Origin of the sequence: Bermanella marisrubri (genome assembly GCF_012295615.1) — a bacterium.
GTDB classification, from domain to species: Bacteria; Pseudomonadota; Gammaproteobacteria; order Pseudomonadales; family Oceanobacteraceae; genus Bermanella; species Bermanella marisrubri.
Window position 1 is genome coordinate 3,213,761 of sequence record NZ_CP051183.1, and the last position, 13,821, is coordinate 3,227,581.

The following is a 13,821-nucleotide window of genomic DNA, read 5'->3' on the forward strand; positions in this document are numbered from 1 at the left end:
TTTCGAGCTGTCCAGACCCGCAGCCCTTGTAATAGCTAATATAGGATTTTCCCTTCTCATGGCGCATGCACATTTCACATCAAAACTTGGCTTTATTGCCGCTGCAGCTGGTTCCGCCGTGGGCTTGGGTAATATTTGGGGCTTTCCTACTGAAGCAGCAAACAATGGTGGCGGTACTTTCCTCTTAATCTACTTTGCCATGGTTGTCTTGGTGGGCTACCCCATGCTTTTGGCTGAAGTGACCATTGGCAACTTAGCACAAGCCAATCCCATTGACGCGCTGTCTCGTTTAACTCAAAAAGCCAAATCTCGTATCGTTCTAGCAGGTATCGGTTGGGCCGGCACGTTAACGATTCTTTTAATTCTCAGCTTTTATAGCGTCGTCGGTGCTTGGATCATGAACGCAGTCATTCAGCAAGTAAACTCCTTGCTGAATATAGCAATGCCAAGCATCCCCTTGTGGTTGAGCGCATATGGATTTCTCGCCTTAACTGCCTGTGTAATCGTTTTAGGCGTTAAAAATGGTATAGAACGCTTATCCAAAATTCTTATGCCCACATTGTTACTCTTGTTGATCATTATGATTATCTGGGTGCTAACATTAGATGGCGCCAGTAAAGGTATTAGCTGGTACTTTACGTCCGATTTTTCACAATTATCACCTGAGCTACTAGGTCGTGCTTTAGGACAAGCATTTTTCTCTTTGTCCATTGGTGTTACCGGAATGATGACCTATGGCGCTTATCTTAAACGCAGTCGCGGTCTACCAAAAACGGTTGCCAGTGTGACACTGTTGGATACTTCTGTAGCATTCTTGGCTGGCCTGCTCATTTTACCTGCATTAAGTGCGGCTCAAGCACAGGGTATTACAGTGTTTAATGGCGCTGGACAATTAATCGGCTCAGATAAACTAGTGTTTGATATTCTACCAGCACTATTCGCAAACTTAGGTGTGACTGGCTTATTGATAAGCATATTGTTTTTTGTATTGCTCTTGATCGCAGCCATTACATCATCGATATCTATGATGGAGCCTCCAGTCAATACCCTACAAGAAAAGACTGGCTTAAACCGTAAAGCATGCCTAATCGCTGTTACCGCCGTTGCCGCGCTCGTCATAGGGTTTACAACACAAAATATGGCGCAAATGTTTGGCACACTAATCACCTTCACCACGAATTACATGCAACCCCTACTCGGTGTATTAATTACGTTAGTTTTAGCTTGGTACATTCGCCAACATCATATCTTGAAAGCGCTCATGGGCGAGGGCTATCAGCGTAAACGCTTCTGGAAAGTTTGGCGTATACATGTATTCGTTATTATTCCATTGGTAAGCCTTGGCCTAGCCTATAACCTTGGCTGGTTTTAAGATTCATAAAAACAGCTGACTGTTTCACGATTTGTCGCACTCCGAGGTGGCGAGAAACCCAGTTATTGGTTATGGTTATGGAACTCATAACCCTTCCTTCAAGGAGATAAGGATGACCTTGTTACGTATTCTTTCTGTTAGTGCTTTAGCTGCAACATTGGCTGCATGTTCAAGTAGCCCAAAACAAGCTGCTGTGCCTGATTGTACCTTCCCGGACGCACCGCAAGTTGCAGCGCCTGGCTGGGTATGTGATGAACCAGTAGATGGTCTTGCGGTATCAGCTGTAGGCTCTGCAGATAAGTCTGGTGCTGGTATTAACTTCATGAAACAACAAGCTACTGCAGCAGCTCGCGTGCAACTAGCGCAAATGATGAAAGTACAAGTACAAAACATGGTGAAGCAATTTGCTGAAACCACAGGTGTAGCCGATAGTGAAACCGTTGATCTAGTAAATTCATCTGTTACTAAGCAAATCACTAATGAGAGCTTGGTTGGTACTCGTATCTACAAAACTCGTCGTAGCCCGAATGGTGCGCTGTATGTATTAGTCGGTCTTGATGATCAAGCGGCCAGTAAGATTCATGAGACAGCCCTTAAGACGTCTATGAATAACGAGCGTGCAATGTGGCAGAAGTTCCAAGCCAAGAAAGGGTTTGATGAGTTGGCTAAAGAAATCGCCAACATGGAAAACCAATAGTTCACTATCGTGAATCAAAAAGCCAGCTAACGCTGGCTTTTTTGTGCCTGAAGAATAGCTTTGCTAGCGAAAATGTTGGTATCCGGTGCTAAGCAAATCATCGGCATCCAAACCTGAAACATTGACCGACTTAGGTTCTGCTACCACCTCACCAATTTGTATACCATGAGCGCAATCAGGTGCAGTGTAAACAAGGCGATAATCATCACCGCCCGTTAGAGCAAACTTCATTGCTCGCTGGTAACCCACCTTGTCGATTAAGTCCGCTGACATTGGAATGCTTTCGGGATCAATCATCATCCCGACTTGGCTTGCTCGACAAATATGTTCTAGGTCTTGAAGCAGACCATCACTAATATCCATCCCACTGGTTGCGTAGGATTGAATGGCTTGAGCAAATTCAATTTCAGGTAATGGTTGGAAATAGCGCTGCGCCAATCCAGTTGAATCTAACGGGTTTTCTAATACCTGTGATAACGCTCCAGCACCATCACCAAGGTCTCCACTGACGAATACTTTATCACCGGGCTTAGCTCCTGAACGCATCAAGGCTTTACCTTTTTTCACTTGGCCATGTACCTGAATGGTAATCACGCAATGAGGACCACGAGTAGTGTCACCACCAACAATGGGACAGTGAAATCGTTGAGCTATTTCTGCCAAGCCTTGGGAAAACCCTTGCAACCATGTAGAGTGCGCCTCTGGAATCGTTAACGCTAATGTAAAACCTATGGGGGTTGCTGCCATAGCGGCTAAGTCACTCAAGGTTACACACAACGCACGAGTGCCAATATCGAAGCTATTCGATGTTTGCAAAAAATGTACGCCATCCACTAAGGTGTCCATGGAAAAAACAAGTTCATGATTTTCGTCGGGCAAAATTGATGCGCAATCGTCGCCAATACCAAACCGGACATTGGGATGAGGGAAATGTAATTGCGGGTCTTGGAAATACTGCTTAATCATATCGAATTCGTTCACAGCATTTCCTTTTTATTTTTATCTGCTACCCACAATTGTATAGAAATAACTAGCGATTACTTTTTAATTTCTACAACACGTACTGCTTGTGCGAGTTTGTCCAACGCACCATTTATAAATTTATGGCTTTCATTAGCGCCAAACTTTTTAGAGAGCTCCACACTTTCATTAATCACCACGCGATATGGTACATCAATACGATGTAATAATTCATACGCGCCTAAGCGAAGAATCGCACGCTCAACAGGCGTTACCTCTTGCATGTTACGGCTTAAACATGGCGCTAATTTTTCATCTAAATCATCTAGCTCTCTCGGCACGCCGCGTAAAATATCACGAAAATATTCTGTATCCACTTTGGACATATCATTGTCTGTGAGAAATTCCGCTTCGATATTGCTTAAGCTTGCTCCAGCCAAATCCCATTGATATAAAGCCTGCATAGCGAAGTGTCTCGCCTTACGGCGAGCGCCTGGATTAGGGCGCCCTGAGTGTTCTTTTCTCGAAATTGGAGTCTGTTTCATTAAGCCTCCAGTTGACGTAATAAGCTAACCATTTCAAAAGCAGACATCGCGGCTTCTTCACCTTTGTTTCCTGCTTTAGTACCTGCTCGTTCAATCGCTTGTTCAATCGTATCAACAGTTAAGATACCAAAGGAAACAGGCACTTCAGTATTTAAAGTGATTTGGCCTAAACCTTTCGCCGCTTCACCAGCCACGTAATCGAAGTGCGGTGTAGAACCACGAATCACGGCACCCAGTGCAATCACAGCATCATACTCACCGCTTTGTGCTAATTTTTTTACCACTAATGGCACTTCAAATGCACCTGGACAATGGACAAGTGTAATATTGTCTTCGCTAATACCGTGACGAGTCAGGCCACGGACTGCACCATCAACCAATTTATCTACAACGAACTCGTTCCAAGTCGTCTGAACGATGGCAAATTTGGCTTCCATCGGGGCAAAGTTTCCGCTAATTGTTTTCATTTTTTATCAATTCCTATTTTAAAAATTATTTCTCACAAGGGATATATTCAACGACTTCTAAGTTAAAGCCTGATATCCCTGCAAATTTCATTGGGCTGCTCAATAAGCGCATCTTAGACACACCTAAATCACGCAGAATCTGTGAGCCAGTACCTATCGTCACATATGCGCCTGAGCTATCTACATCTGTTGTGCGTTGTGGCTTTTGACGGCCATAGAAGGTTTCGATCGCCGTTGCCACGTCTTCTTTCTCTCCAGCGTTCAGCATAACTAATGCACCTGCATCGCTATCACCGATGGCTTGCAAGCTATTGGCCATGGACCAGCTGTGTGAATTGGGCATAACCGCACCTAATAGATCGCGCAGTGTTTCAGCAGCTTGCACACGAATTAACGGTGCTTCACAAGCTTCCACATCGCCTTTTGTAATCGCTAGGTGGGTATCTTGATTGATGGTATCTCGATAAACGTGCAACAAGAAATCGCCATAAACCGTTTGCAATGTATCACTGCTGATCTTCTCGATGGTTTGCTCATTAGCCATGCGATATTGAATTAAATCGGCTATCGTTCCGATTTTAATATCATGTTCTTTAGCAAATTCTTCCAGCTCAGGGCGACGCGCCATAGTACCGTCTTCATTCATGATCTCAACAATACACGAACTGGGTTGCAGGCCCGCCAAACGAGCAAGATCACAACCCGCTTCAGTATGACCCGCTCGGCTTAATACGCCAGCCGCCTGTGCTCGCAAAGGAAAGATGTGACCTGGCTGTACGATGTCATCAGGCTTACCCATAGGGTTTACCGCAGCGCGAACAGTAACAGCGCGATCAGCCGCGCTAATACCTGTGGTAACACCCTCGGCAGCTTCAATGGACACGGTAAACGGTGTTGAAAACTTAGAACCATTACCGGACACCATGGATGGCAAACCTAAAAAGTCACAACGTTCAGGCGTCAAGGTAAGACAAATCAAACCACGGGCTTTGCTGGCCATAAAGTTAATGATTTCTGGCGTTACTTTTTCTGCCGCAACGATAATATCGCCTTCGTTTTCGCGATCTTCGTCATCCATAAGGATAACCATTTTACCGTCGCTAATATCCTGAATAATTTCTTCAATACTGTTTAATGACATAACAATCTCAAATACAAAAAAATGGGTGTTAACCTAAAAAACCATGTTCCGCTAAAAAAGCTTCACTTACATGACTGGTTTTCGTGGTCTGCTGTGGATTAATCAGACGCTCTAAATAGCGTGCAATGACGTCCACTTCTAAATGCACTTTGTCACCCGGTTTTGTTTTATACAGGGTGGTCTCTTTCGCCGTGTGCGGAACGATGTTCAATTCAAATCCGTCTGTTGTCACTTTATTCACCGTTAAACTAATTCCGTCCACGGTGATGGAGCCTTTATGCGCAATGTACTTGTCTAAATCCTGTGGTGCTTTTACTAAAAAGCGAATACTGCGGGCGTCTTCCTGCCGTGACATAACTTCGCCAATGCCATCCACATGTCCACTCACAATATGGCCACCTAAGCGGCTGGTTGGCATTAACGCTTTTTCTAAATTAACGGTTTCACCAACTTGAATATCTGACCATCGAGTGTAGCTTAGAGTTTCATTACTGATGTCTGCATCAAAAGCATTGCCATTCTGGGCAACGACCGTTAAGCACACACCGTTTACCGCAATGCTGTCTCCGAGTTTTACATCACTATAATCAAGTGAGTGACTACTGATGGTGACCATTAGATCGCCGTCTTTCTCTTGCTTTCTTTCTACTCGCCCTTGGGCCTCAATGATTCCAGTAAACATATTAATTAACTCAATCTTTATTTTGGCTTTGAAGCGTATACGTAAAGCGTATGTCGTTTCCAAAATGACGAACATCGCTAATCTGGACTGGTATTTTGTCCGCCATGGTTTCGATGTCCATAGCAAATACTGGACGAGCTTCGCTGCCCATTAAGCATGGCGCCATGTAGTGCACTACTTCATCCACTAAGCCCTGCTGGATAAATTGACCCGCCAATGTCGAACCCGTTTCCACTAAAACTTCATTACATTGACGATCCGCAAGGGCTTTTAACAGTTCACGTAGATTAAGACCTGATTCCCCATGATTTAAGGCTAGACTCTCTACAAAATTGGGCAACTGCACACCGTGTCGAACGCATACGAGGGTTTGCCCAGATTGATTCACAACTTTATGATCAGGCCGAATGCGTCCATGACTATCCAGAATCACTCGCAGGGGCTGCTTTTCAATGGCACGCTTTGCAAGCTCAGCATCGGCCAGAGCCAATTCATCTTCACGTACAGTTAATGATGAGTCATCAGCAAGAATACTGTCGATACCACTAATGATAGCGCTACTGCGTGCGCGTAACCGCTGCACATCTGCTCGTGCATTGCCTCCTGTGATCCATTGGCTTTCACCACTGGCCATGGCTGTGCGGCCATCCAAGCTAGAAGCGATCTTCACCCGCACATATGGCAGGCCGCCCGACATGCGCTTAATAAAGCCTGGGTTTAACTTCTTGGCTTCGCTCTCAAGCACGCCGGAGATAATCTCAATGCCTGCCGCGCGCATTTTCTCAAAACCACGTCCGCTAACCTCTGGATTGGGGTCTTGCATCGCACAAACCAGAGTGCGGATGCCTGCTTTTATCAGAGTGTCACTACAAGGCGGCGTTCGCCCAAAATGACTGCAGGGTTCCAATGTCACATAAGCAGTGGCGCCTTGAGCTGCGCTGCCTGCCTGCGCTAAAGCATTGACCTCTGCATGTCCTTCACCAGCACGCACATGATAGCCCTCGCCGATGATGTTGCCCTCTTTTACCAGGACACAACCTACTCGAGGATTAGGGTCAGTACTGTATAAACCCTGCTTGGCCAGTTGTATGGCTCTCGCCATAAAATCAATATGAGATGGCATAGGCTAGTGTTTTGATCCTTCGGCCACGTTATCTGTAATTTCCTCGGCCAGAATATCTAACTGCGCATCGTTACTGCGTTTATCATGTCGAATGCGATCAATTTCTTGGCGGAACTCATCTATGTCTTGAAATTGACGATAAACACTAGCAAATCGGACATAAGCGACCTGATCAAGCTTACGCAGTTCATCCATCACCATTTCGCCAACCAGTAAACTGCGGACTTCTCGCTCGCCAGTGGCACGAACACGAGCCATGATGCGATTAATGGAAGCCTCAATGTCTTCAACACTGACAGGACGCTTTTCTAAGGCTCGCTGAATACCAGCACGAAGCTTTTCTTCATCGAAAGGAACGCGGGTGCCATCGCTCTTGATGAGCTTAGGCATGACTAATTCGGCAGATTCGAACGTGGTAAATCGTTCATCACAGGCTTGGCACTGGCGGCGTCGACGCACTTGGTCACCTTCGGCAACTAAGCGAGAATCGATTACTTTGGTATCTTGTTCACCGCAAAAGGGACAGCGCATGGCAAATCCTGTGTTAAAGAGCTAAAAATAGGGGGCGAATTATAGCCTGTTGCGACCTTAGTTAAAACCAAGAGAAGCGAGAGAACACGGGGTTTTGATGGATTTTTAGTGATGAATCAGTGTGTTGCGCGTGTAACAGCTTCGATGCTAATTAATCTGGCTCAAAACATATGCTTGAATGGCAATTTTATGAAGATCATCCACATCCTCAAATTGAACACCCGCAGACATACCATTATCGATCTCTTGTATACTGCGTACGACCCCCGGAACGTTTACCGTTACTTCAATACCGGCCACCTGCAGTTCAAATTCCAAGTCGATAGCGGTGCCTGCCTCAAACTCAAAGCGCTTACCTGCAATGCGAGCACCGTTAAAGCTTAGATCCAGGATTTTAGCAGTCGTATTCTTTACCTCACCATTCCCCTCAAAACTCAAGCGGCTGATAATCTCCACTTCCGCGCGAACACTTTTGCGAATCTCTCCGGTGATCACGTAATCAGGCATTTTGAGGTGAATATGTTGAAACGGAACATTGGTTGCAAACAGCACATGTGTTTGAAAGGCGCATGCACTGTTACGTTTACCGACAAATAAGCGCACATTAATTGGTTCATCATTTCTAACTTTGATTGGTGTACCATTTTCATAGGGCGTGGTGACAATTAATGAGCCATTACGCCGATAACCAACCAGCACCGATTTCTCTCGGGTTTTTGTATAACCTTCAAACTCAAGATAAAGGATTTGACCGGGTAATAGCTTCAGGTCCCAAAAGTCGGCTTGCTGCTCTTCCATGTAATACTAACAACCTAAATTTTCTCGCATACTATTGAGTCTAGAACAGGAAAGCTCGATTGGGTAACCAGTAAACAGACATAAAAAAGGCCAGCTAAGCTGGCCTTTACCCTAATTAAGAAAGTCTCATCCCATAATAATTTGCGGAGAAAAACCGATGCTCCACAGCACTACTGTTGCGGCCATAAGCCCCACCAACGCACATAAGCCAACTGTAAGTATGGAGCTCGCGAAGATGAAACCACGCTCCTCTGGAATATTCATAAAGATTGGCACACCTGCGTATAGCAAATACACGGTATAAGCAACTGCTGCCATTACCACAAAAACGTCCAGCCACAGAATCGGTACCAAACCGATTAATCCTGAAAGGAACATCGGAGTTGATGTATAAGTGGTGAATAATAAGCAGCGCTCTAGACTAGCATCAGCACCGAAGGTCTTCTCCATCCAGTAAGTGCAATAGGCCATTAAATACATGCCCACTAACAATGCAAAATAAAATCCCACTGCTAATGGCAATGCCGATTCGAATGTCAGATAGTAAAACTCTTTACCAATAAAGCTCCAACCAAACTGTGTTGTCCCCACTAGGAGGGCAAATGGTGGAATTAAAGCAAGAATTGCTAGGTGAGTTAAATAAATGTGAGTGAGTGAATGCTGTTCCTTTTTTATGGAATCCCATTCGGCTTTTGGATGATACAGCAGCCCAAACATATGTTGAAAATACATAACCGTCCCCTTTAAAAAATATGGTGTGGTCGTTTTTGTTATATTTGCGGGTCTACTACTTTTGCCCCTCTTTTTTTGTTACTACTTGAATACTCCCGAATCCTCTTGTTAATCAGTTTGCAAGGCGTTTTAAATCTTGCTTGTGTATGATTTTGGTTACCTTTACCACTATTGCTGTAAGCCTATGAAAAAGCAATCAGCTGAACATAATGATCCAACAACAAAGCTGCAAATAACCACATAATATAAACAATGGAATACCTAAAGGTTTTTCGGGCTCGAGTATTGCTAGGATCACACCACATGCGATAGGTCAGCCACGTGAATTTGGCGTTGATATACGTGGCCATAACTAAGTAAATCAGCCCCTGAGAACCAATTAAAACAGGCATGACACTGACTACGCATAATAGTAAACAATACAACCATGCTTGGAATGCGGTGAACTCTATACCGTGAGTAACAGGCATCATGGGGACGTCAGCTTTGGCATAATCATCACGCTTGTAGATAGCTAGAGCCCAAAAATGCGGCGGCGTCCAAGTGAAAATAATCAATACCCATAGTAAAGCCTCCGGCGCGACGTGACCTGCAATGGCAGCATGCCCCAGTAACGGCGGCATTGCTCCAGCCAAACCTCCTACTGTAATGTTTTGAGGCGTCGCTGGTTTTAGCCATAGACTGTAAATAACACCATACGCAAACATGGAAGCGATAGATAACCAAGCGGTAAGCGCATTCACTTGCCAAAACAATAGACCTGCCCCAGCGGTCAAAAGCAGCATGCTAAACGCAAAGGCTGATTCAGTACTGACTTTTCCGCTGGCTACCGGGCGACGCTTAGTACGCTGCATTTTCTGATCACGAAAACGATCAATTAAATGGTTCAGCACTGCGCCACTCATAGCACACCCAGCTACACCAAGCAGCGTACAGGTCATCAACCATAAATTGATATTGGTATCACTACCCAATAAAAAGCCCACTAAAACGGTAAACAACATGACCAAAACCACTTTGAATTTGGTCATAGCGAAATAGTCTTTTAACGAAAAAGCGTTTTTTAATTCGCCAAATTTTAATACTTTTTCCATGGCAGTCCCCACTGATTCTTTATTATTGTTATGCCAACATTTCTTCTGCGATGACTTCTTCGTCTTTCTCTTCTGTTCGGAAAACAAAACCGTTTAATACGCTGATCAAGAGCAGCATTGCAAAGGTGTTGTGAAGTAGCGCCAAACTTAGCGGCAGTAATAAAACCGCGTTCAAAACCCCTAGAACTACTTGCACCGCTAGGAAAACGCTGACGAACGCTAGCGCCTTTTTATGCTGTGATTCTCGCCACCACAAATAAGCGAACATTACTAATACCGCTATTGCCCCTAATCGATGTAGCCACTGAATCGCCATACGGTCTTGCATGGGAAGAATGCCGCCTAGGTATTCATCACCTTCCACTTTTGGTGCATGTAAAACACCTTCGTCAATTTCAATCCACCATTGTCCCTGACAAGTTGGAAAGTCTGGGCAAGCCAATCCCGCATACTGAGATGAGGTCCAAGCTCCCAATGCCATTTGCAAAAATACAACAAGCGCGAATGCACTCCATGGGCTAAACCAGTTTGGATCACGGTTACTGGTGATGCTTCGCCAAATTAAAAACTGAGCGCCTAATGTAATAGCACCACCCAAAAGATGAGCACTTACGACTGGTGGCCATAAGCGCCAAGTAACGGTCCACATACCAAACATACCTTGAAGAATGACCCAGCCCACTAAAAACACAGCAAGCCAACGCACAGTTCCTAAATAGCGTGGAAACAATAGGATCGCTTGAATAATAATTGTGAGTCCTAAGATAGACGCCGCATAGCGGTGAATCATTTCCATCCAAGCTTTTACTGAATCAAATTCCCACAAAGTAAAACCCATGGCTGCTTCATTATGCTTGGGAATAAAATGACCATAGCAAGCTGGCCAGTCGGGGCAACCCAAACCGGCATCCATTAATCGTGTGAGTGCTCCTAGCGTAATAACGACCAATGCGAGCAATATATTCATTAGTGCAAAACGGCGCATATTCACTTCCCTATACCCCGCTGTGTTTCATTAGAACTTTAATATCCTTTAACGCCTTATAGGCACCATCGTCATCAGCCGAGTAGGATAGAAGTAAAAGTCCCTTGGGATCAGCAATAAAAATTCCTTGTGATTTTTGCTTTAGAATATCGCTTGGCAGGCTTTCTAGCTCGACACTATCTTGATATTTACCTGTCGCCATTTTTAATCGGCGCATTAGGTTAACAAAATCGTCACAATTGGGTTGACAGTCCTGTTTCCGCCAAAGTAATTTCCAATGGTTATTTTGCGAAGGTGTAACAAAATGGCTTTCGCTCAACCAATTGCCTTTGGCTCGTGTATCCGAATTGGATGGATGCAGCCCGGCACGATCATCTAAAATCACAACCGAAGCAGCAAAGGGCGCAGCTAAAACGAAAAACATAATGAGGAGAGGTAACCGCTTTTTCATTATACTTCCTTTTTATTTTTCTTATTGATACTTGCGAACAACAGAATCACAAAGCCAGCGATTGCAAGTAACAGCCATTGCAACGCGTAACCGAGATGTTTGTGTTCACTTAAATACGGATCACGAACAGGAAGCGGCGTTAATAATCCCTTCCCTTCTGACTGCACAATATAATGGCTAATCAAGATACCTAGCTCATTAGACAAAGTTTTAACATTAATACTTTGAATTCGTTTTTTTATTGGGTCACTTACCGTCGTATCCAATACTAGAGGTTGAGCCGGTGTGGTTAGCTTTCCTCGAAGTGTTACGACTCCATTGACAGGGCTAATATCAGGCATCGAATACCGGTCCTGATATTCATAGAAGCCTCTATTAATTAAATAGAATTGTTTTCCTGATTTAAAAACAGTGAGAACACCATAACCCACATCGCCATTCAATGTTTGATTATCCAAGAAGCGGGTTGTTTCGTTAAAAAATTCACCCGTTAATTGGATACTGGGAATCACTGGTTGTTGATATGCCTGTGCTTTGAAATACTGCCATTGAGCAGCCCACAAGCAAATACCAATACCTACTAGCATAATTAGGGTATACACTGGCCGGAAAGATAACTGTTTTTCCCGAAAGGAAATAACCATGCTTGAACTCATTATTTTATTATTCTTATTGTGCAGCATCGTTGCGCTGTTTATTGGTATGTATCACCTAGTTACATCAAAAAATAGCTCGGTGAAAACATACCAATCGCTAAAATACCGTGTCTTTTTCGCTGCAATGGCGCTTATTTCAATCGCCATACTGATGTACATCCGACACGGTTAATTTTCTATATTATATGACGTAAACAAAAGTAAATAATAACAACCACACTACGTCTACAAAGTGCCAATACCAAGCTGCCGCTTCAAACCCAAAGTGATCGTCAGGCGTAAAGTGGTCTGCTTTTACACGCCAATACATGACAAATAGCATGATGCCGCCGAGAGTCACATGCAGACCGTGAAAGCCAGTCAACATAAAGAAGGTAGAACCATAAATGCCACTTTCCAACGTTAGATTAAGATCTCCGTATGCGTGACCATATTCGTAAATTTGCACGCACATGAAAGCAACACCCAATGCCAACGTAATGCCTAACCATAATAGAGTGCCTTTCTTATCTTTTGCACGCAGAGCATGGTGGGAAAGCGTGAGTGTTAAACTCGAAACAACTAATAAAACAGTATTGAAGAACGGCAATTTCCACGCTTCAATCGTTGACATAGCGCCAGGGAAAAGGCTCATATCCGGCGTTTTCAACAACGGCCAATGGGCGACAAAACCTTCCCATAGCATGTTACTCACGCCTTTATCCCCTTCTCCCCCTAACCAAGGCACAGACAAAACACGTGCATAAAATAGGGCACCAAAGAAAGCAGCAAAGAACATCACTTCAGAGAAAATAAACCAGCCCATACTGATTCGGAAAGAGCGTTTCAACTGCTCACTATTGAGACCGCGTAAACCTTCACTTACTACTTCTCCAAACCAGCCAAACAACATATACAGCATTAAAAAAGCAGCCACCACTGCCAATATCACTGGCAATGCTCCTACCTGCCCTTGACTCGATTGGTGAATAATCTGAGCCATTGAAAAGATTGTTAAAAAGACTGCTATTGCCCCAAAAATAGGCCAATGACTGCGTGCAGGGACATAATATCTAGGTGTATCCATTGAGCACCTCCGCGCTTAACTGCGATATATTCTGTATGAAAGAGACAAGTGATTAACGTCTTCAGGCGCTTTGGCGCTAAGGGTAACCTGTAGGGGCAACTTAACGGTTGCCCCTGGTTCGATCACTTGCTGGTTAAAACAAAAACATTCGATTTTGACCAAATACTCGGCCCACTCACCTGGAGCCACACTGGGTACGGCTTGCACAGTGACGGTTTCATCCGTCGGGTTGGTTAACTCGTAGTAGGTTAAAATCATGTCGCCAGAGGTTAACTGCAGGGACTTATGCTCTGGCTTGAACTGCCATTGATCACGACTGTTAGGATCTGCCAAAAATTGCAATTTGGCGTGTTTAATAACACTAGTATCTACTTCAGCCGATTCTTGTCCCACTTGAAAGTTCTTGCCGTTCAATCCAGTCACTTCACAAAATATGTCATAAAGCGGCACTAGAGCGAATCCAAAACCAAACATGGCAATAGGAACAAGGGCTAACTTCCAAGCAGACAATTTATTCATTG

18 protein-coding genes are annotated in these 13,821 nt (G+C 44.3%); 3 read left to right on the forward strand and 15 right to left on the reverse strand.

Annotated elements, in window-relative coordinates; genetic code table 11:
- The first annotated feature begins 58 nt into the window (after positions 1-58).
- Entirely contained in the window at positions 59-1,372 is a 1,314-nt protein-coding gene (locus tag HF888_RS14995; protein WP_168367077.1) for a sodium-dependent transporter, read from the forward strand.
- A gap of 112 nt (positions 1,373-1,484) precedes the next feature.
- Positions 1,485-2,069, forward strand: coding sequence for an LPP20 family lipoprotein (locus tag HF888_RS15000; RefSeq protein ID WP_168367078.1), 585 nt, complete (start codon positions 1,485-1,487; stop codon positions 2,067-2,069).
- A 63-nt stretch (positions 2,070-2,132) separates the two neighbouring features.
- Here HF888_RS15000 and thiL read toward each other — a convergent pair whose 3' ends face one another.
- The 13 genes from thiL to HF888_RS15065 all read right to left on the reverse strand — a co-directional run bounded on the left by thiL (position 2,133) and on the right by HF888_RS15065 (position 12,222).
- Positions 2,133-3,050 carry a thiamine-phosphate kinase gene (thiL, locus tag HF888_RS15005; RefSeq protein ID WP_007018176.1) on the reverse strand — a complete coding sequence of 306 codons (918 nt, stop codon included), beginning with the start codon at positions 3,048-3,050 and terminating at the stop codon, positions 2,133-2,135.
- 56 nt (positions 3,051-3,106) lie between these two features.
- Positions 3,107-3,574, reverse strand: a complete 468-nt coding sequence (gene nusB / locus HF888_RS15010; protein ID WP_083771922.1) for a transcription antitermination factor NusB — start codon at positions 3,572-3,574, stop codon at positions 3,107-3,109.
- A complete protein-coding gene (ribH, locus tag HF888_RS15015) occupies positions 3,574-4,041 on the reverse strand; it encodes a 6,7-dimethyl-8-ribityllumazine synthase (RefSeq protein WP_007018178.1) in 468 nt (155 codons plus the stop codon). The genes nusB and ribH overlap by 1 nt, the downstream gene beginning before the upstream one ends.
- Before the next feature lie 25 nt (positions 4,042-4,066).
- Entirely contained in the window at positions 4,067-5,182 is a 1,116-nt protein-coding gene (ribBA, locus tag HF888_RS15020) for a bifunctional 3,4-dihydroxy-2-butanone-4-phosphate synthase/GTP cyclohydrolase II (RefSeq protein ID WP_007018179.1), read from the reverse strand.
- A 28-nt stretch (positions 5,183-5,210) separates the two neighbouring features.
- Positions 5,211-5,864, reverse strand: coding sequence for a riboflavin synthase (locus HF888_RS15025; RefSeq protein ID WP_007018180.1), 654 nt, complete (start codon positions 5,862-5,864; stop codon positions 5,211-5,213).
- A 10-nt stretch (positions 5,865-5,874) separates the two neighbouring features.
- Positions 5,875-6,987 (reverse strand): bifunctional diaminohydroxyphosphoribosylaminopyrimidine deaminase/5-amino-6-(5-phosphoribosylamino)uracil reductase RibD, encoded by a 1,113-nt coding sequence (gene ribD, locus HF888_RS15030; protein WP_007018181.1) that lies wholly within the window; start codon positions 6,985-6,987, stop codon positions 5,875-5,877.
- Positions 6,988-6,990: 3 nt separating this feature from the next.
- Entirely contained in the window at positions 6,991-7,518 is a 528-nt protein-coding gene (gene nrdR, locus HF888_RS15035; RefSeq protein WP_007018182.1) for a transcriptional regulator NrdR, read from the reverse strand.
- Positions 7,519-7,665: 147 nt separating this feature from the next.
- Entirely contained in the window at positions 7,666-8,316 is a 651-nt protein-coding gene (locus tag HF888_RS15040) for a flagellar brake protein (protein WP_007018183.1), read from the reverse strand.
- A 126-nt stretch (positions 8,317-8,442) separates the two neighbouring features.
- Positions 8,443-9,048 (reverse strand): Yip1 family protein, encoded by a 606-nt coding sequence (locus HF888_RS15045; protein ID WP_007018184.1) that lies wholly within the window; start codon positions 9,046-9,048, stop codon positions 8,443-8,445.
- A gap of 182 nt (positions 9,049-9,230) precedes the next feature.
- Positions 9,231-10,142, reverse strand: a complete 912-nt coding sequence (gene cyoE, locus HF888_RS15050) for a heme o synthase (RefSeq protein ID WP_007018185.1) — start codon at positions 10,140-10,142, stop codon at positions 9,231-9,233.
- Positions 10,143-10,170: 28 nt separating this feature from the next.
- Complete coding sequence (locus HF888_RS15055) at positions 10,171-11,127, reverse strand: COX15/CtaA family protein (RefSeq protein WP_007018186.1); 957 nt, start codon at positions 11,125-11,127, stop codon at positions 10,171-10,173.
- 10 nt (positions 11,128-11,137) lie between these two features.
- A complete protein-coding gene (locus HF888_RS15060; protein WP_007018187.1) occupies positions 11,138-11,578 on the reverse strand; it encodes a hypothetical protein in 441 nt (146 codons plus the stop codon).
- A complete protein-coding gene (locus HF888_RS15065) occupies positions 11,578-12,222 on the reverse strand; it encodes an SURF1 family protein (RefSeq protein ID WP_007018188.1) in 645 nt (214 codons plus the stop codon). The genes HF888_RS15060 and HF888_RS15065 overlap by 1 nt, the downstream gene beginning before the upstream one ends.
- On the opposite strand from HF888_RS15065, the gene HF888_RS15070 reads away from it, so the two are divergent.
- A complete protein-coding gene (locus tag HF888_RS15070) occupies positions 12,221-12,406 on the forward strand; it encodes a DUF2909 family protein (RefSeq protein WP_007018189.1) in 186 nt (61 codons plus the stop codon). The genes HF888_RS15065 and HF888_RS15070 overlap by 2 nt on opposite strands.
- Before the next feature lie 9 nt (positions 12,407-12,415).
- Here HF888_RS15070 and HF888_RS15075 read toward each other — a convergent pair whose 3' ends face one another.
- The gene (locus tag HF888_RS15075; RefSeq protein ID WP_040297888.1) at positions 12,416-13,300 is read right to left on the reverse strand and encodes a cytochrome c oxidase subunit 3; all 885 of its coding nucleotides are present in this window, start codon (positions 13,298-13,300) and stop codon (positions 12,416-12,418) included.
- A 15-nt stretch (positions 13,301-13,315) separates the two neighbouring features.
- Positions 13,316-13,819 carry a cytochrome c oxidase assembly protein gene (locus tag HF888_RS15080; protein ID WP_007018191.1) on the reverse strand — a complete coding sequence of 168 codons (504 nt, stop codon included), beginning with the start codon at positions 13,817-13,819 and terminating at the stop codon, positions 13,316-13,318.
- Positions 13,820-13,821 lie beyond the last annotated feature (2 nt).